The 17,635-nt window shown below is 36.5% G+C and carries 21 protein-coding genes and 1 CRISPR repeat array; all 21 genes read left to right on the top strand.

Annotated features, from left to right (window positions below):
* Entirely contained in the window at positions 1-429 is a 429-nt protein-coding gene (locus K7G93_RS02990) for a phage structural protein (RefSeq protein WP_228400449.1), read from the top strand.
* Between the two features lie 3 nt (positions 430-432).
* The gene (locus K7G93_RS02995) at positions 433-849 is read left to right on the top strand and encodes a phage tail assembly chaperone (protein WP_191134819.1); all 417 of its coding nucleotides are present in this window, start codon (positions 433-435) and stop codon (positions 847-849) included.
* A 144-nt stretch (positions 850-993) separates the two neighbouring features.
* Positions 994-2,619, top strand: coding sequence for a phage tail tape measure protein (locus tag K7G93_RS03000; protein WP_228400450.1), 1,626 nt, complete (start codon positions 994-996; stop codon positions 2,617-2,619).
* Positions 2,620-2,628: 9 nt separating this feature from the next.
* A complete protein-coding gene (locus tag K7G93_RS03005) occupies positions 2,629-3,420 on the top strand; it encodes a phage baseplate protein (RefSeq protein WP_228400451.1) in 792 nt (263 codons plus the stop codon).
* A 9-nt stretch (positions 3,421-3,429) separates the two neighbouring features.
* Positions 3,430-3,762, top strand: coding sequence for a phage baseplate plug family protein (locus K7G93_RS03010; protein WP_228400452.1), 333 nt, complete (start codon positions 3,430-3,432; stop codon positions 3,760-3,762).
* The gene (locus tag K7G93_RS03015; RefSeq protein ID WP_228400453.1) at positions 3,731-4,564 is read left to right on the top strand and encodes a phage protein; all 834 of its coding nucleotides are present in this window, start codon (positions 3,731-3,733) and stop codon (positions 4,562-4,564) included. The genes K7G93_RS03010 and K7G93_RS03015 overlap by 32 nt, the downstream gene beginning before the upstream one ends.
* Before the next feature lie 78 nt (positions 4,565-4,642).
* Entirely contained in the window at positions 4,643-5,587 is a 945-nt protein-coding gene (locus tag K7G93_RS03020) for a DUF4236 domain-containing protein (protein WP_228400454.1), read from the top strand.
* A gap of 543 nt (positions 5,588-6,130) precedes the next feature.
* The gene (locus tag K7G93_RS03025; protein WP_126373130.1) at positions 6,131-6,634 is read left to right on the top strand and encodes a DUF4760 domain-containing protein; all 504 of its coding nucleotides are present in this window, start codon (positions 6,131-6,133) and stop codon (positions 6,632-6,634) included.
* Between the two features lie 293 nt (positions 6,635-6,927).
* Positions 6,928-7,743, top strand: a complete 816-nt coding sequence (locus K7G93_RS03030; RefSeq protein WP_228400455.1) for a phage antirepressor N-terminal domain-containing protein — start codon at positions 6,928-6,930, stop codon at positions 7,741-7,743.
* A 200-nt stretch (positions 7,744-7,943) separates the two neighbouring features.
* Positions 7,944-8,501, top strand: coding sequence for a Rha family transcriptional regulator (locus K7G93_RS03035; RefSeq protein ID WP_126373114.1), 558 nt, complete (start codon positions 7,944-7,946; stop codon positions 8,499-8,501).
* Positions 8,477-9,130: a Gp138 family membrane-puncturing spike protein gene (locus tag K7G93_RS03040; protein WP_228400456.1), complete on the top strand. Its 654-nt coding sequence runs from the start codon at positions 8,477-8,479 to the stop codon at positions 9,128-9,130. Before K7G93_RS03035 ends, K7G93_RS03040 begins: the two co-directional genes overlap by 25 nt.
* Positions 9,127-9,480, top strand: a complete 354-nt coding sequence (locus tag K7G93_RS03045; protein WP_228400457.1) for a contractile injection system sheath initiator — start codon at positions 9,127-9,129, stop codon at positions 9,478-9,480. The genes K7G93_RS03040 and K7G93_RS03045 overlap by 4 nt, the downstream gene beginning before the upstream one ends.
* 10 nt (positions 9,481-9,490) lie before the next feature.
* Positions 9,491-10,630: a baseplate J/gp47 family protein gene (locus tag K7G93_RS03050; RefSeq protein ID WP_228400458.1), complete on the top strand. Its 1,140-nt coding sequence runs from the start codon at positions 9,491-9,493 to the stop codon at positions 10,628-10,630.
* A complete protein-coding gene (locus tag K7G93_RS03055; RefSeq protein ID WP_228400459.1) occupies positions 10,630-11,208 on the top strand; it encodes a DUF2612 domain-containing protein in 579 nt (192 codons plus the stop codon). Before K7G93_RS03050 ends, K7G93_RS03055 begins: the two co-directional genes overlap by 1 nt.
* Before the next feature lie 12 nt (positions 11,209-11,220).
* Positions 11,221-12,756 (top strand): tail fiber protein, encoded by a 1,536-nt coding sequence (locus K7G93_RS03060; RefSeq protein ID WP_228400460.1) that lies wholly within the window; start codon positions 11,221-11,223, stop codon positions 12,754-12,756.
* Between the two features lie 11 nt (positions 12,757-12,767).
* Positions 12,768-13,370, top strand: a complete 603-nt coding sequence (locus K7G93_RS03065; protein WP_228400461.1) for a hypothetical protein — start codon at positions 12,768-12,770, stop codon at positions 13,368-13,370.
* On the top strand, positions 13,367-13,828 hold the full coding sequence (locus tag K7G93_RS03070; protein WP_228400462.1) for an enoyl-CoA hydratase: 462 nt from the start codon (positions 13,367-13,369) through the stop codon (positions 13,826-13,828). The genes K7G93_RS03065 and K7G93_RS03070 overlap by 4 nt, the downstream gene beginning before the upstream one ends.
* Positions 13,829-14,117: 289 nt before the next feature.
* Positions 14,118-14,987: direct repeats of the CRISPR family, unit length 28 nt; unit sequence GTTCAACATCGTATAGATGGCTTAGAAA.
* A 231-nt stretch (positions 14,988-15,218) separates the two neighbouring features.
* Positions 15,219-15,425: a hypothetical protein gene (locus K7G93_RS03075; RefSeq protein ID WP_228400463.1), complete on the top strand. Its 207-nt coding sequence runs from the start codon at positions 15,219-15,221 to the stop codon at positions 15,423-15,425.
* Positions 15,403-15,891 carry a DUF2335 domain-containing protein gene (locus K7G93_RS03080; protein ID WP_228400464.1) on the top strand — a complete coding sequence of 163 codons (489 nt, stop codon included), beginning with the start codon at positions 15,403-15,405 and terminating at the stop codon, positions 15,889-15,891. Before K7G93_RS03075 ends, K7G93_RS03080 begins: the two co-directional genes overlap by 23 nt.
* A gap of 238 nt (positions 15,892-16,129) precedes the next feature.
* Positions 16,130-16,960 (top strand): phage antirepressor N-terminal domain-containing protein, encoded by an 831-nt coding sequence (locus tag K7G93_RS03085; RefSeq protein WP_228400465.1) that lies wholly within the window; start codon positions 16,130-16,132, stop codon positions 16,958-16,960.
* A 90-nt stretch (positions 16,961-17,050) separates the two neighbouring features.
* On the top strand, positions 17,051-17,302 hold the full coding sequence (locus K7G93_RS03090; protein WP_228400466.1) for a hypothetical protein: 252 nt from the start codon (positions 17,051-17,053) through the stop codon (positions 17,300-17,302).
* The last annotated feature ends 333 nt before the right edge of the window (positions 17,303-17,635 follow it).

The raw sequence follows: 17,635 nt of genomic DNA on the forward strand, positions 1-17,635 counted from the left end.
ATGGCAGTATTCGATCCAAAAGAGGTCAGTGTTTTATTAGATGGGCGTGAAATTAGCGACTGGGCAGATGGTGCTGATGTAATTAGTGTGAATTATTCTGTTGACGATGGTGAATATATTATCGGTGCAGATGGTCGTGGTATTTTTATTGCGAACACTGATAAATCAGGCACGCTAACACTCAAAATTAAACAACATTCAGAAGATAACGCTTACTTAAATAAATTACGTAATCAACAGAAGAATAGCATTAAAACTTTTGCACCTATGACTCTATCTATTCGTGATTTAATGAATGGTGATGTTGTCACGGCAACAAAAGGCTACTTTACTACGCCACTAAGCTTTGTGCGAGGTCAAGGGCATAATGCGCAAACTTGGACAATTAAGTTTGAAAATGTTGTGATGAATCTAGAGAAAGGGGTGTAATTTATGGAAATGCAACACGAATTTGAATTAGGTGGTGTTCGTTATGTTATGACACCCGCTAACGCAATGGGTGCTTGGAGTGCAATTAAAAACGCATTAAAACTGGTTCAAGGTGTAGATTTATCTGGCGTTAAAGCTGGAGAAAAAGAGCAGGTTGGCTATGCAGTTTTAACGCATTTATTGTCTTGTCTTGGCGATCCAAGTGTAAAAGCATTGGAAGATATCGTACTCAAGCACACAACTTGTTGTATCGAAGGTTCGCAATATCGCTTATCTGACAACCCAGACAAGCATTTTAACCAATATCGCAGTCATTTGATCCAAGTATTGGTAGAGGGGGTGAAATATCAATTTGCGGATTTTTTCAGCGGTGGGGGTACATTGCTAACCTCTATTCTTCCAAGCAATCTAAACAAGTAAGCCAGTCGCAAATTGACTGGTTTATTTTTACACCAATAGTCAAAAGATACTGTACGCTTCACGAATTAAGGTCGGTCTATTCATTAGCTGACCTTTTGTCATTTCACGAGGTTATTGCAGAAATAGCGCAACAGGAACAAGTAAATGCTACTCAATGAATTATTGATTAAAATCGGTGTAAAAACTGATGAGAAAGATTTAAACAAGCTAAAAGAAACAGATAGCTTGCTTGGTAAACTTCCTATTGCTGCTGGGCTTATTGGTGCTGCATTTGCAGGTGCGGTTGCTGGGTTAACCGCATTTGCAAATGCGCAACTTACTGCACTTGATGATATTCATCAGCTATCGAAGGTAACTGGTGAGGCGGTCGATAAAATCTATCAGTTAGGTAAAGTTGCAGAAGTAAATGGTTCATCATCAGAAGCTGCGCAAGCATCAATAAAAGGTTTATCTAAAGCAATCGGTGAAGCCGCAGTTGGTATAGGTCGTGGCGCAAAAGCGTTCGAAGATTATGGACTCAAAGCAAAAGACGCTGAGGGTAATGTAAAGGACTCAATTACCATAATGGGTGAGTTGAGCGATAAAATGCAATCAATGAGCGAGCAAGAACAGATAGCGATGCTGTCTAAGCTTGGCATTGACGAATCAATGATTCAGACATTAAGACTAGGCAAACAGGAACTTGCTGAGTTAATGGCTGAACGTGACAAAATGACGCTTGGGGTTGGGACAAAAGAAAATGCTCAAATAGCAGCTGATTTTAAGGATTCATTGACTGATTTAAGTCAGATGATCAAAGCAGTAGGTGAGTATCTTTCACTTAAATTTGCGCCAGCGATTCAGCGAATGATTGAGCGATTTAAAAATTGGTTTGTTGTAAACAATGACCTCATTAAAAAAGGACTGTCTGTGCTTGGTGATTCTATTGCATGGATGCTTGATTTTGTTACTCGATTTATTAGTACAATTGATTTGATTGTTACAAGTACTATTGGCTGGGAAAATGCAATTTATCTTGTTGGTGCTGCGTTAATTTGGTTGAGTCGTAAGATGCTTATTGCATTTGCTACAAATCCAATAATGTGGGTAGTTGCAGCGATAACTGGATTATTCTTGCTTGTTGATGATTTTTTAAGTTTCTTGCGTGGTGAAGAATCTTTATTTGATGAGTTCTGGGGTAAGTGTGTTGCAGGTATTAAGTGGGCTAACAAAAAATGGAAAGAATTATTAGATTGGTTTGATTCCTCTACACTAGAAGAGAAATTCAAAGCCTATTTTGATGTCATCACTTTTCCTTTCGCTCTCGGATTTACTGTAATCAAATCACTGTGGGATCTGCTTACAGGTAAAGAAATCACTATGGATAGTGTAGAAAACACATTTAAAAGTGCTACAGAACTTATTAAAGCACCATTTAAGGCGGCGTTTGACTGGATTAAAGAGCAGTATAATAAATACATCCAACCTATCATTAACGGCGCGAAAGCTATAGGTGATTTCTTTACTGGTGGGGATAGTGAAAATAACAATGTAATGTCAAATACAAGTAGTTACGATATGTTAGGCGTAGATCCCAGCGGTCAATTCTCATCATTGCCTAAAAATGCTATTTCAAACACAAGTGCGGACAACCGCATGACAAACAGCAATAATAAAATCACACAACACTTCACAATTAATGGTTCTAGTGACTTAGCAAAAGATATTGGCAAGGCGACACTTGATGCTACAAATGCCATATTAAACACGAAAACAAGCGTAGTGATGTAGGGAGTGTTAATGTTTAATTTCACACAAATATCGAACAGACGTATTGGTAAAATTACACTTGATGTTGTGACGACAGAAGAGCATACATCTGAACTCTCTATTACAGATAATCCGATAGAGAGTGGTGCTGAAATTGCCGATCATGCTGTCGTTAAACCAAAACAAATAACTATTGTTGGGGTGGTTGTCGATCACGACCACGACGGTGCAGGATTAAATATTCCTGGTGTTGGCAATATCAGAGGAGTAAGTGATTTTTTAAATGGATTGCCTCTTCCCGCTAAAGTGATTTCACAGACACAGCAAACCATTGCCAAGGCAACTCGGGTGGCGAGTCAAGTCCAAGGAGCTATTGATACCGCTAAACAGACGGTTAATAAAGCGCGGTCAATTGCTCCCTTTTTACCTGATTTTGGCTTAGGTGGTTTATTAGATAGTTCTGATGCAAATGGGCGGGTACAAAAATGCTACGCAGATTTAGTATCGAGCCAGAAATCAGGGGAAACTATCGAAATTCAGACAGGGTTGTTGCTCTACAAGAATATGATGATTGAATCTATCTCAGTTAGACAAACAAAAGACGGTAGTGCTGAATTCACAATAACAGCAAGAGAAGTATTTATTGTTGATACAGCAACGGTTTCAAAGGGTAAATCCTCTGTGGCAGGGAAGAAAAAGAGCGGGCGAGCGGGCGTTCAGTCAGCAGCTAAAACGCAACAAGGCACAACACAACCGAGTGTGCCTAAAGAAAGTTCGCTACTTGATAGGTTTGCTAACGGTGTAATAAAAGCATTTAGCTAAGGAGTAAATGTGCTACAAATTCCAGTTACACAAGATCCATTTCAAGAGCAAACATTTGAGTTTGAAGGAGTCAAAATACGTCTGACCCTGCGTTTTAATAGTATTGGTAATTTTTGGGCGATGGATATTTTTGAGCCAGTTTCACAAAAGCAAATTTGCAATGGGGTATCGTTAGCTTGTGGTATTCCATTATTGCATAGAACGACACAAAGCTATTTCTTTTGGGTGGAGGATGAGAGTGGTGCGCACTTAGACCCTATGGCAATTGAAGATTTAGGCACAAGGTGTTTTCTATATATTGGAGCGAAAGATGAAGCAATTCGGGCGGCAATGGAAAGTTGAGCTGAGTAACGATAATGAGACATTAATTATTGAACAGTTAAGAGTCTCTTTTGAGATTGACAAAACGATCAATGAAAAGCCTAATCCAGCAAAAATCAGCATTTGGAACTTAAACAGAACCCATATCAATCAAGCGTTAAGCCAATCTTTTAAGAAATTGACTTTGCTTGTTGGCTATCACGAATTAAGAACGATTTATTCTGGCGATATTAACAAAATCAAGGTTAGACGTGACGGATTGGATTTTATCTTAGATATTGAGTGTTCAGACGGATTCAAAGCTTATACTGAATCAAGGGTATCATCTACACTAAAGCAAGGTGCGACAGATGAGCAGATTATCAAAGAAATTCAAAAGACAATGCCGAATGTCAATGAAAGTGCGGTCGATATTCCGAACAAAAGACAGCTCCCACGTGGGCGCGTAATGAATGGTGATAGTCGAGAAGTGCTGAATCGCATTGCAAGAAATAACAATGCAGACTGGTCTATTCAAGATGGAAATCTTGTTTTTCTACCAAAAGACAAAGTGATTAATGATGATATTGTTCTGCTGTCACAGGAAACAGGAATGCTTGGTATGCCAGAGCAAACAGATGATGGTTTAGAACTATCCTGCTTGCTTAATCCAGCACTCCAAATCGGTAGTCTTGTCAAAGTTCAATCAATCCTAGAATACTTTAACGGTGAATATAAAGTTATTAAATTATCGCATAATGGTGATGGTTTAGGTGGTGATTGGGTAAGTAGATTAATTGTTATTGGTGGAAAGTTTAAAAAAGTTGAGAAGAAAAAAGAGTAGATAATTGTGATCTCCAACACAGACAATGATTTTAATAATGTTTAGAATTTAATCTCTTTTAAATAAGGAGATTAATATATGGCAAGAAGTGCTTTCAAAAACCCATTTAAATTTAGAAAGAGAGTAAAAATAGCACCTGGTATTACAGTTAACTTGAGTAAGAGCGGAGTGAGTGCAACGGTTGGTGTAAAGGGCGCTTCTGTAAATGTAGGTAAAAACGGAGCATACTTAAATACAGGCATTCCTGGTACAGGAATTTATTCTAGAACAAAAATTAGTGGTAATTCTAAAAGTAAATTGGTTGAAGATGAACATGTTGAGTATCTTCAAAATGATATGGATACCCCCGAAATGAATGATGAACCACCTAGCAATAATCAGCCTAAACAAAAACCTCATTTATGCTATAGAATCATTAAATATTTTTTGATATGGGTATTGGTTGCGACGGCTGTATTGATTGTCATAGGGTTCGTTGCCTCTAAAGATAAGCAATATACTAAAACTGAAAGTATAAGCTCAGCAGTGCAGCAAGAAATTCCTCAACTAGCCGGGTTTGAATGGGGAGTTGGAGTTCAGGATTTTGAAAAGAACAAAGTTAAATTTAAGACGATAACTCAAAATCAATACATTCAAGAAATTGAAATTGATGCCAAAGACAGCAATTCTAATCTAGAAAACATAAATAGTTATGAGTTAGTTTTTAACAAAAATATGGGATTGGTTGAAGTTAGAGCTGTATCAGTGCCAAAATTTGCAACTCTTGGTAAAATAGAAATAGAAAAGCAGATAGAAACATACGTTTCCCTAATTAAAGAAAAATACAAGAATATATTAGGTAAGAGTAATTTAGCTGGATATAATTTTAATGTGTCGGGTGTTGATATTGGTATTCAATATTTGATAAAAGAAAGTAATAGTGGCGGTAGAGATAAATATCACTATTTTAAGTTGATTTATTCTCATCCTAATAAAGCAAAAATACAAGAACAAAAAGAGCAAAATACAATGAAAAATCTATAATAAAGTTATTCTTGATTTTAAGCCCCTTGACCTAGAGGGGCTTTTTATATTTAGAGATTCAAATGTTAAACATCGTATAGATGGCTTAGAAATTCAGATCAAAGTGATGAATTTTATATTCAGCGTTCAACATCGTATAGATGGCTTAGAAATTGGAATAAAATTTAAGATTAGCCCCGTAAGTGTTCAACATCGTATAGATGGCTTAGAAATATTGTAATATGACAGTTTTTACCGTCATCATGTTAAACATCGTATAGATGGCTTATAAAAAATTGCGAAATTATTTGCATAGTTTATCAAAATTAAGTACCATTTCAGCACTATGTAAGTCATAGTTAAGTAGTAACACTTAAACAATCATTTGAAGAGTTAATAGTACATATTAACAAAGATTAGTGACAGTAATCATTTTGTTCTTTATAACAATTTAGACGGATAAACAGCTTGCCAAGTGAACTTGAGCAGGCTTTTTTAGTCTAAGTAAATACAGAGGGAGAGAATGTTATGAAACAATTTAATGAAGGATGGGATGGTTTCTAAATGGATAACCCCACTTTTTTAGGTGAGAGCTATGGCTTCTGGATACAAACAGGAGCCATTGTTTTATCTGCACTAATGGCTGTGCTTGCTATTGTCCATAATGGAAAAATGGCACGGAAACGCACAACGATTGATGTGCTTTTGCAAGAAAATCAAGATAAAGAATTAACTACCGCCAAATTTACTGTCTTTAACTTAGTTAGAGACAAAGAAATCTCCTTTGTCGAGTTCTACTTCAAAGAAAAAGAATTACAAAGTGTCGTGTATAAACAGATCACAATGTTGTTAAATCGCTATGAGTTTATTGCTCAAAGTATCCACAATAAAGCCTTTGAAGAAAAAATCTACAAAGAAATGCAGTACACCAATATCACAAGAATGTGGGATCGTTTCTGTCCGCTTGTGTATGAAATCCGCCAACGTCAAAATGCACCAACGTTCTACCAAGAATTTGAATGGCTTGCAAAACGATGGAAAGACAAGCCACTGAAAAAACGCAAATAGCCTGTTTACAACACAGGCTTTTTTATTTATTATTTAACTAAGGTCTCAAAAGCCTTTCTCAAAACGGTATCCATAAGGATAGTAAACACCCCGTCAGTGTGATTTTTTTATGCTTTAAATTTGCTTCTTTTTCTCATCAACAAATTTAGGCATAGACAATAATTTAGTATCAATGATCGAGAGTGCGACGAATACAATACCTTCGGGGAATAAGTCCGCTAGATTTTGAGCTAGTTTTGAGCTCTCGATCACCCTAATTCGATTAGGGTACTTCTCTCAAAAGGAAACTCAAAATGACAGCTCAAATTCAAACTATCAACTTCCACAATCAACCACTTTCCACTTTTGAACACAACAGTATTTACTATGTTGCAATGAAACCAATCTGCGAGAATATTGGATTAAATTGGGATGGGCAACGTCAACGTATTCAACGTGATGAGGTGTTAAGTCAAGGTACGGTTATCATAACCGCACCTACGAATAGTGGTGATCAACAAATGCTTTGTCTTCCAATTGATTACTTAAATGGATGGTTGTTCGGTATTGATGTAAAACGTGTTAAACCCGAAATCCGAGATTTATTGATTACATACAAAAAAGAGTGTTACAAAGCTTTATCAGATTACTGGATGAAGGGCAAAGCAGAAAGAAAAACCACCACAGACGAAAGAACAGGGTTAAGACAAGCTGTTAGCCAGTTGGTCAGTAAAAAAGGCTTAATCTATTCAGATGCTTACTCATTTATTCACCAACGCTTTAATGTGCAACATATTGATGAACTGACAGCAGAACAAGTCCCAATGGCGGTAGAGTATGTTCATAAGATCGTTTTAGAGGGTGAGCTCATTACAGATACATCGCCAAAAATTAAAGAAGATGAAATTGTCGTGCCTTACAATTTGCTTTATGCTCTATATAAACACGGACAACGTGGGCGACAATTAGGATATGAGGTGAGTATTTTATTGGATTCCTTGTTGAAATTATTAGGTGCAGAATACGGAAGACCTAAGCTCACAGGCTTAGCCCACGATTGCCAAGCAGAATGTATCCATTGGTTAGATTTAGCAGAAAAGATTATTGATAAGAGAAATTTGATTTCCTAGTATTTTTGCAGTAAGATTTCCCACAATAGCCAAATTGTAATGTATTTTACTTTTTGGCTTTTTTTATATCTAAAATTCCTCAAACATCTTTAAATTGGTAGATACCAAGCCGAAAGGTAGGAACGTTGTAGGCAACAAACAACCCCGATCAGAAATGGTCGGGGTTTTTTATTACCTAAAATTTATAAAAGGAAATAAAAATGCAATTAGCAAATCCAGAAAACTTTAAACAATTTGTACAAATTAAAAACCAACAAACCGTAACTACATCGGAAATCGTGGCAAAAGTTTTTGGCAAACGACACGATAATGTTTTGCGAGATATTAAGGCTTTAATTGAAAACTGTGATGAAGAATTCGCAAAACTCAATTTTGAGGTTTGTTTTAAAATCAATAGGTTACAGAATGGCAAGCCACAACCTTATTACGAATTAACCAAAAATGGCTTTATGCTTTTGGTTATGGGTTACAAGTCTAAAAAAGCAATAGGAATTAAAATTTCCTATATTAAAGCCTTTGATTATATGGCGGAAGAATTAGCTAAAGGTGGAAAAAATTTACTTGAACAATACTACACACTGCTTGGCGAACACAAAGCAGAAAAACAGTTCGCCAGTTTATGTGGCAAAGGGTTGAGCGAATGGAAAGGTAAAAAGCCTATATTGGAAGCAACATTGAGAGTTATTGAAGACAAGATCCAAATTGAATTGCCTTTACTCGTTGGAGAAAATGGATGCCAAACTACAACACGCATTTAGCAACGCCTGAGACTGCAGCGGACGAGCAAATAAAATATGCTCAAATGAATCTCCATACCTCACTACCAGCAAAAGTGGTCACCTTCGACCCAGCAAATCAAACGGTAACACTGGCTATACAGATTAAACAGGTTTTAAAAGATGGTAAGGCTGTACAAATCCCGCCACTTGTTTATGTGCCTGTTTCTTTCCCTCGAGGTGGTGGCTTTGCTTTTACTTTCCCACTGACAGCAGGAGATGAAGGAATAGCATTATTCAGTGAACGTTGTATTGATGGTTGGTGGCAATCGTCGAAAGCAGCAGAGCCGCTAGATTATCGCTTCCACGATCTGTCAGATGCAATGTTTATACCAGGTATTTGTTCTGTGCCTAATGCAGTTAAAGGCTTTTTTATGAACGGTCTTTCAATGCAAACTTTGGATGGTAGCACGTTTATCAGAGTAACAGATGGAACGATACTAATTAAAGGTAATATCCAGCATACAGGCAATACGACACAGACAGGAGAGTTCTCAGCAACTGGAACTATATCAAGTGATAGTGATGTTATTTCTGGTGGTGTTTCTGGTAAATCACACGTTCATACTGGTGTTGCTAGTGGAACAGATAAGACGGGAGAACCTGAATGAGAGTGAGAAGACTTGATAAAAACCATGATTGGACATTTGGAAATGGTTTTAATAACTATGCAAATCAGAGTGAAGCCATTGCACAATGTGTAAAAACACGTCTTTGGTCTTTCGCAAATGATTGGTTCTTAGATTTAGATCATGGCTTGCCATGGTTAGAAAAAATGGGGCGGGCAATTAACATTAGCGATCTTGAATTGAAAATAAAAAGACAAGTATTGGAAACACAAGGGGTGAAACAGCTCACGCATTATGAATCAAATTTTAATGCGGATGAACGGATGCTAACAGTGACAATTGATTATTTAGATATTTACGGCACTTCACACAGTGTCGTTTATCGTTCTTAAGGGGGTGAAAATGGCTAAGCTTGTAGAAAGTGGCATTGTGATTGAAAGACTTGATTCTATTTTAGAGAGAATTGAGCAAGGATTTAAACGTATTTATGGACAGAACATCAATCTAGATCCTGATACACCTGATGGGCAGATGATTGGTATCTTGGGTCAGATTAAAGTTGATTTAGAGGAATTGGCGGAAGACGTTTATAAACAGTTAGATCCTGATTTGGCAACAGGTGCTTGGTTAGAACAACGGGTTGCTTATGCTGGGTTAGTTAGACGAAAAGCGAGTTATAGTTACTTACGTTCAGTAATTTTAACTGGCGATCCGTATGCTGAAATAAACAGCCTAATAGTATCAGATACCAATAAAGTGCGGTGGGTTTTAGATCAAAAAGTGACATTAAATGAATCAGGTTCCGCTAGAGTAGATTTTAGGAGTGAAGAGTTGGGTGCGTTCAGTCTCAATGCTAATACACAATTAACTATCGAAACAATCACTCTCGGTCTGAATAGTGTTACAACATCAGTTGATGCTGAAATTGGTATTGAAGAAGAAACTGATAGCCAGTTAAGACAACGTTTTGCTAAAAGCCGAGCGAAAAACGCAACCAATTCCGCTGAAGCCATTGAGGGTGGAATTGGTGATTTGGCGGATGTTAAACAAGTTATTGTTCTAGAAAATAATACAAGTCAAACAGACAACATAGGTATTCCATCTCACTCAATTAATGTCGTTGTAGAAGGTGGGAATGAAACTGACATCGCACAAGTCATTTATAAAAATAAAGGTGCTGGCATTGGATTACAGGGGCAAACATCTGTCAATTTAATGATAAATGGCAAACAAAGAACAATTAAATTCGATAAAGCAACGCCAGTAGATGTTCATATTAGTATGACACTAGTCCGATACGAAGATTTTACCGAAATCGACAAAGACGAAGTAAAAAGAATGCTATCGAATGTGAAGTTTAAAATCGGTGAGGATGTTTCCCTTTCTAGACTCTACAGCCCAATTAATACCGTTGGTGGGTTTTGGGTTAAGAGCCTAAAAATCGGTAGAAGTTCTGGCGCATTAAACGCTGAGAATATTATTATTCAGCCGAGAGAACTAGCACGGATTCAACGAGCAAATATTCAAATTGAGGTAGAGTAATGAGTTATTCTAACTTATTAATTTGGCAATATCGGCACAAGCCTAGAGCTGTCGCAACGATAAAACTATTTGAGGATATATTTGGATCGGCTTTCGTCGATCTAAATAACCTAAAAAATGTTTTAAACATTGAAGAATCGACAGGTCATCAGCTGGATTTGGTTGGTAAACACGTTGGACAGGTCAGAATTATTAATGGGTATCAGCTTAGAAAATTCTTTGGCTTTCACACTTCACAACACGCACTCAGTTTTGGGCGATTAAATCAGAATGTGGGTGGGCAATGGTATCGTAGACGAGATCCATTGGCTGATAGTGTAAGGCTATCTGATGAAGATTATCGATTTTTGATTAAATGCCGAATATTAAAAAATTACCAAACAGGCACGCTACCGAACATTATCGAAGCGTGCCTTTTTGTTTTTGGTGAAGGCTGTGATGTGACTGATAACTACGATATGACAGTTTCTATATCAATTCCGAGATCAAAAATGACAGATTTTAAGAAATTTGCAGTTGAGCACTTAGATATTTTGCCACGCCAAGCTGGTGTTAAATTCAATTACTTAATTCAATAACAGAGGTTAAAAATGGCAATCCAAAAGAGACCTGATGAAAAGATTTTTGCGAGTAAAGCTGGCTCACAAGAAGTTAGTGCATTTCCTGATGTTGAAAGAGGGTGGGGGTTCACGTTTGAACAAACAGGTGGTATTCCCACAATGGAGCACTTTAATGCTCTATTTAAGCGCATTGATGAACATTTTAATTATATGTTACAACGCGGTTTACCTGAATGGTCAGCGACACTGGACTATCCTGTAGGCGCATACGTTCAATATGATAATAAAACGTACCGCGCAAAAAAAGCGAGTAAAAACCAACGACCAGATATTGTTGATTCCACTTATTGGGTAAGATGGTCGATTGATTATAAAGAAGTAAGTGATTTTATTGACGAGGCTGGAAAAAAAGGCGTGCCACTTGGTGCGGTTGTTGCTTTTCCAAAAGGCGTGAATCCACACGGTTATTTAAGAGCAATAGGCGGCACATTTAATAGAGTAACATACCCAGATTTGTATGTCGCAAATGGCAATAGTGACATCTTACCGAATTTACATCGTAGTGACGTGGGAATGACGGCGTATTTCCCATTTGATGACATACCCGAAGGCTGGATTGCATTCGATAGCATTCGTTCAATAGTTACACAGCAGAATTATCCTGAATTATATCAATATCTTGTTGATAAATATGGTTCTATTTCAAATGTACCGCTTGCAGAAGACCGCTTCATCCGTAATGTTGGAAATGGATTAAGTGTCGGTCAGACACAAAGTGACGAAATTAAAAAGCACGTACACAAAGTTAGAAGCCATTGGATTAATTCAAGTGATAGTAATGTTTTTTATGACAAAACGAAAACTGTTATAGATTCACGATTACGCTCTACAAGTGTGACAGATGATAATCTCAGCGACAACGGATTTATGCATCCGCTATTAGACAGCCCTATGGCTACGGGGGGGGCTGAAACAAGACCGAGAGCGATTGCTTTAAAACTTTGTATAAAAGCAAAAAACTCATTTGATGACGTGCAGTTTTGGATTAAGGCTTTTGGTGTAGTTGAAAATGCAGGAGCTTTAGATGCAGGCACGCTTGCGCAAAATATGCAATCTTTATCTGCGCATGTTGAGCGCAAACTTCAAGAAAATAAGCAACTAGCATCACAAGAAATTAATAATGTAAAGAGCGAGCTTAATCAACAATTACAAACAGGATTATTACAAGTCGGCGTATTAAAAACAGTCTGGCAAGGCAATGTTGGTTCTGGGCGCATTAATATTTCGGAGAAATGTTTTGGTAAAACGTTAATTTTATATCTTCAATCATCAGTAAGTCACAGGCTTGATGATAATTACAATATTGAACCCGTCAGTTTTGAAGTGGGTGCAGAAATTGAAGGTAAAAGAGGCGGAGTTTATTGGCTTGATGTTCGTCGAGCAACATACAATATCGGGAATTATACAGCGGGCGAGAGATTCGCTGTGACTGTTGATAGAAACGGTACAACAATACAGATTCAACATCTTGCTGGTCGTTTTGTAAAGCGTATTGATATTCGATAAAGGAGTGATAAATGAAAGTCTATTTTTTAAAAGAAAATTTGAATAGTTATCAAATTTTCCCTATTCCGCAAAACTTAAATGATTTTGTGGAAATGGAAGTAGAAAACGAATCAGAGCTTGAGACTAAACAACTTATTTATTTTAAAAGTCAATACATTCTAGTTGATAGACAACCAACAGAATTACACAAATGGAACGGAAACAGCTGGGTTGTTGATAAAAAAAAGAAAACTGAAATTAAGCGTGAACTCATTAAAAATCTAGTTGATAGCATTGATGATACAGCGGCTAACATTAGTGCAAGATGGACAAGGTTTGCTGAAGAATACAAAGAGCGAGAATCGGCGGCAACCGCATTTAAAGAAGCTGGTTTTACTGGTGAGGTAAGCATTTATATTTCAAGTTTCGCCACAGTTGCAGGACTTGATAATAAATCAGCAACGCTTTTAATTCTTAAACAAGCAGAAGGTCTGCGTACATTACAAGAACAGCTTGCAGTTCAACGCATGAGAAAGTATGAGCTCAAACACGAAGAGCTAAACGAAGAAGAATTGAAACGGATTCACGATGATATTATTGGAAAAATGAAAACACTAGCGGAGGCGCAGCAATGATTAAAAATGGAGTTTATTTAGCCCTGTATAAAGGGCGAAAAAAAGGAAAAAATCTTACCGCACTTTTGGCGAGATTTTCTGACTGGCTTACAAGAAAATTCACAAAAGGTGAATACTCTCATTGTGAGATCGTGCTAGCAAATGACGGTCGCACTTTTTGTTACTCATCATCTATTCGTGATGGTGGAGTACGAAAAAAAGAAATGACTTTAGATAGTGAAAAATGGGATTTGATCAAGCTTAAAAGGGTGGGTGAATCTCAAGTTAGGAGCTATTTTGATAAGACGAAAGGTGCAAAATATGACTGGTGGGGAGCTATTGGCATAGTGCTTGGCGTTAAACAAAAACGCAGTAAGTTTTTTTGCTCAGAATGGTGTTTTAATTGTATCAAAGGCAGCGATCAAGGTTGGAGATTTAGTCCAAATGATCTAAACGAGATTTTTAGAAATCACAACTAAATAAAAGGGCGTTGAGCCCTTTTTTACATAAAAATTAAATAGAACGTCAAATGAATAATTGTGATCTTCAACAAAGACAATGATTTTAATTATGTTAGAATTTAACTGTTATGGGCTAAGCAATAAGACCACTGTGCTCTACTCCTAACCTAATTTATAAGCCTTTTTTTCTAACTAGCTAAATTAACTAATGAGATCAAAGGGTTATAAATATGCTGTAAAAAAGGGTTTTTCTTTCAGATGTTCTTTAACAATTTGAAGAATAAATAAATTTTTATTAATATTATTAGTTCAACATCGTATAGATGGCTTAGAAAAATAATTCATCTGGTACAGGTTCATCTGGTTCGTTCAACATCGTATAGATGGCTTAGAAACTTCCGCTACCAACGTTAGAGCCACCTTGATTGTTCAACATCGTATAGATGGCTTAGAAATTAACCGTCTAAATAGCAATTCTTCACCTGTAGTTCAACATCGTATAGATGGCTTAGAAACGATCGCGACGGCAAACTGATTTGATTTTTCAAGTTCAACATCGTATAGATGGCTTAGAAATACGCTAAAATTACCACGTGAGCCTGACTTGAGTTCAACATCGTATAGATGGCTTAGAAAAGTGGTGATAAGCTTGTTTTTTATGGGACATCGTTCAACATCGTATAGATGGCTTAGAAAACTAATTGATTGATTTATAACCACTAAATCACGTTCAACATCGTATAGATGGCTTAGAAAATTGAAGCAAGATTGCCAAAAGCTCCCCCTAGGTTCAACATCGTATAGATGGCTTAGAAATCAAAAGCCCTAGCATTAGTCCGACAACTTTAGTTCAACATCGTATAGATGGCTTAGAAAAGACTGGCGAAGAAGAAAAAACGAAGTATCTCGGTTCAACATCGTATAGATGGCTTAGAAAGATTGCGCCTGAATTATACAATCAATTAGATTGTTCAACATCGTATAGATGGCTTAGAAATCTACTATTATTGTTGAGCGTACTTTTGAGCAGTTCAACATCGTATAGATGGCTTAGAAATATATAGAGAAAACATCTTGTACCGAGATCTTGTTCAACATCGTATAGATGGCTTAGAAATCTAAAGTTATTTGTATCACTTTCAATGACATGTTCAACATCGTATAGATGGCTTATAAAAAATTGCGAAATTATTTGCATAGTTTTTCAAAATTAAGTACTATTTTAACGCTATGTAAATCATAGTTAAGTAGTAACACTTAAACAATTATTTTAAGAGTTAATAGTACATATTAACAAAGATTAGTGACAGTAATCATTTTGTTCTTTGTAGCAATTTAACTAAAGATGTAGCTTGCCAATAGAACTTGTGCGAGCTTTTTTAGTCAAAAAATTGAGGAGGAGCGCACTATGAAAACATCACACAAACTAACATATGTTGCAAGTTTTATGATAGGCATGGGATCAATTTTGAATATTGGCTCTATTTTCACTCCTATAAATGTACGTCCTGCAAGCGATGATCAAATAAAACTAAAAGAGGACTGGAGCGCTGTAGGTGGTTATTTGTATAAAGCAATGAGAAAGTCAGAAGATGCAGGAAAAACAACAGGATGAAGCTGACTTAGTTGCACTGGATAACAACAATGACATAGTTCAAAAAGTTGTTAAAACACCAGAGCTACTTGAACAAGTTTTAGATACTCCAGAAGCAAGTGGCGTGATATCATTACTTGTTCAGCAGCAGATTAGTCATTCAGGACCTCTTCCTATGGCTAAAGAAATGCAGAAATATAATGAAGTCATCCCTAATGGGGCTGACAGAATTATGAGATTAGCTGAAAACGAGCAAAAAAATCGTTATGCTATTCCTAAATGGTCTTTATTTATTAAGGGGTTAGGTTTAGTTTTTGCTATGATAAGTGTTGCATTGGTTGTTTTCTTTTGCTTTTCCCTGATGGAAAAAGGGCAGTATGGGTTGTCAGTTACTGTTATGATTAGCGTCCTTGTTGCGTTAGCAGGTGTATTTGCAGTTGGAAAAATAGTAACACCTCACACGGACAAGAATACAAATGAAGAATAAATCTTAATCCCACTTTACACAGTGGGATTTTTGTTTTATATTTTAAAACAAGGTCTCAAAAGCCTACAACAAACGGTAACTCACCCCGTCAGCGTGATTTTTTTATGCCAAAAATATATCAATGGTCGAGAGTGTGACTAATAAAATACCTTCGGGGAATACGTCCGCTCGATTTGTTGCGAGTTTTGAGCTCTCGACCACCCGAATTTTCGGGATTTCCATCAAAAGGAACAACAAAATGACAACTCAAATCTCAACTCAAACCATCTCTTTTCATGGATCTCAATTAATTACTTTAAAAGTCGATGATGTAATCTATACAGCGGTTAAACCAATCGTTGAAGCATTAGGCTTGTCTTGGAGTTCTCAGCATAGAAAACTTGAAAATTCAAAAGGTAAGTTCAACTGTGCTCATATGAGCATAGTTGCCGAAGACGGTAAATTGCGTGAAATGCTCTGTATGCCACTTAAAAAACTCAATGGCTGGTTATTTAGCATTAATCCTGAAAAAGTGCGGTCAGATTTAAAAGAAAAAGTGATCCAATACCAAGAAGAATGTTTCGAGGCGCTTTATAACTATTGGTATCACGGCAAAGCAGAAAGAAAAACAACCACAGACGAAAGAACAGGACTAAGACAAGCCGTTAGCCAATTAGTCAGTAAGAAAGGTTTGATCTATTCAGATGCCTACTCACTTATTCATCAACGTTTCAATGTGCAACATATTGATGAACTGACAGCAGAACAAGTCCCAATGGCGGTAGAGTATGTTCATAAGATCGTTTTAGAGGGTGAGCTCATTACAGATACATCGCCAAAAATTAAAGAAGATGAAATCGTCGTGCCTTACAATGTGTTTTATTCTTTATATAAACACGGACAACGTGGGCGACAATTAGGATATGAAGTGAGTATTTTATTGGATTCCTTGTTGAAATTATTAGGTGCAGAATACGGAAGACCTAAGCTCACAGGCTTAGCCTATGATTGCCAAGCACAATGTATCCATTGGTTAGATTTAGCTGAAAAGATTATTGATAAGAGAAATTTAACTGGAGTAAGAGCATAAAACCACTGAAAAACCGACCGCACTTTTTATAGTGCGGTTGAAAAAATAGACTGTTTTTGTTATGTTTGAAGAGGAATAAGGAGGTGAAATATGTTGAATTCAGTATTAAATAGTTTAATGAAAATTATCAATACATCAGCATGGGGAATTGTTTTTTTCATTTCCTTGATTTCTATTGGCATGATTGTGTACTCTTTATTTACAGATCAACTTCTCATTTTATTTATAGGCGGTAGCTTTATTTTTCTTTGGGCGATAGTGGCACTAGGTATCTGTCTATTTGCGCCTAAAGGAAAACGTAAAGAGATTTTTCATAAAGCATTTTTTAAAAATGAATACTAACTAAATGAATTTTAAATTGAAGCTCACTTCGGTGAGCTTTTTTTATGGAGAAAATTTATGTCAGGAACATTAGGTTAGCGAGTAATGTAAAAGGGCTATACAGCCCTTTTATTGTAAATTCCTCTAATTAATAACCCTGTCACTTCTAATTCTTACCACCCAAAAAAGTGTTCCTAAACAAAAATAAAGCACATTGATTTTAAAAGAAAAATCACAACCATTTTTAGATTTTTTTTGGAACATAAAAATGTCTTGAGATATTGAAAATACTGAAAATAAATTATTATTGACGAAGATCACTAATTTAAATAAAAATCGTTGCCTTTGTATTCA

This window comes from Pasteurella canis (assembly GCF_020810675.1).
GTDB classification, from domain to species: domain Bacteria; phylum Pseudomonadota; class Gammaproteobacteria; order Enterobacterales; family Pasteurellaceae; genus Pasteurella; species Pasteurella canis.

Excerpts from the sequence above, each read along its gene's own strand:
- K7G93_RS02990 (WP_228400449.1), top strand. The coding sequence starts at position 1 with ATGGCAGTATTCGATCCAAAAGAGGTCAGTGTTTTATTAGATGGGCGT.
- K7G93_RS02995 (WP_191134819.1), top strand. The coding sequence starts at position 433 with ATGGAAATGCAACACGAATTTGAATTAGGTGGTGTTCGTTATGTTATG.
- K7G93_RS03000 (WP_228400450.1), top strand. The coding sequence starts at position 994 with ATGCTACTCAATGAATTATTGATTAAAATCGGTGTAAAAACTGATGAG.
- K7G93_RS03005 (WP_228400451.1), top strand. The coding sequence starts at position 2,629 with ATGTTTAATTTCACACAAATATCGAACAGACGTATTGGTAAAATTACA.
- K7G93_RS03015 (WP_228400453.1), top strand. The coding sequence starts at position 3,731 with ATGAAGCAATTCGGGCGGCAATGGAAAGTTGAGCTGAGTAACGATAAT.
- K7G93_RS03020 (WP_228400454.1), top strand. The coding sequence starts at position 4,643 with ATGGCAAGAAGTGCTTTCAAAAACCCATTTAAATTTAGAAAGAGAGTA.
- K7G93_RS03025 (WP_126373130.1), top strand. The coding sequence starts at position 6,131 with ATGGATAACCCCACTTTTTTAGGTGAGAGCTATGGCTTCTGGATACAA.
- K7G93_RS03030 (WP_228400455.1), top strand. The coding sequence starts at position 6,928 with ATGACAGCTCAAATTCAAACTATCAACTTCCACAATCAACCACTTTCC.
- K7G93_RS03035 (WP_126373114.1), top strand. The coding sequence starts at position 7,944 with ATGCAATTAGCAAATCCAGAAAACTTTAAACAATTTGTACAAATTAAA.
- K7G93_RS03040 (WP_228400456.1), top strand. The coding sequence starts at position 8,477 with ATGCCAAACTACAACACGCATTTAGCAACGCCTGAGACTGCAGCGGAC.
- K7G93_RS03045 (WP_228400457.1), top strand. The coding sequence starts at position 9,127 with ATGAGAGTGAGAAGACTTGATAAAAACCATGATTGGACATTTGGAAAT.
- K7G93_RS03050 (WP_228400458.1), top strand. The coding sequence starts at position 9,491 with ATGGCTAAGCTTGTAGAAAGTGGCATTGTGATTGAAAGACTTGATTCT.
- K7G93_RS03055 (WP_228400459.1), top strand. The coding sequence starts at position 10,630 with ATGAGTTATTCTAACTTATTAATTTGGCAATATCGGCACAAGCCTAGA.
- K7G93_RS03060 (WP_228400460.1), top strand. The coding sequence starts at position 11,221 with ATGGCAATCCAAAAGAGACCTGATGAAAAGATTTTTGCGAGTAAAGCT.
- K7G93_RS03065 (WP_228400461.1), top strand. The coding sequence starts at position 12,768 with ATGAAAGTCTATTTTTTAAAAGAAAATTTGAATAGTTATCAAATTTTC.
- K7G93_RS03070 (WP_228400462.1), top strand. The coding sequence starts at position 13,367 with ATGATTAAAAATGGAGTTTATTTAGCCCTGTATAAAGGGCGAAAAAAA.
- K7G93_RS03075 (WP_228400463.1), top strand. The coding sequence starts at position 15,219 with ATGAAAACATCACACAAACTAACATATGTTGCAAGTTTTATGATAGGC.
- K7G93_RS03080 (WP_228400464.1), top strand. The coding sequence starts at position 15,403 with ATGCAGGAAAAACAACAGGATGAAGCTGACTTAGTTGCACTGGATAAC.
- K7G93_RS03085 (WP_228400465.1), top strand. The coding sequence starts at position 16,130 with ATGACAACTCAAATCTCAACTCAAACCATCTCTTTTCATGGATCTCAA.
- K7G93_RS03090 (WP_228400466.1), top strand. The coding sequence starts at position 17,051 with ATGTTGAATTCAGTATTAAATAGTTTAATGAAAATTATCAATACATCA.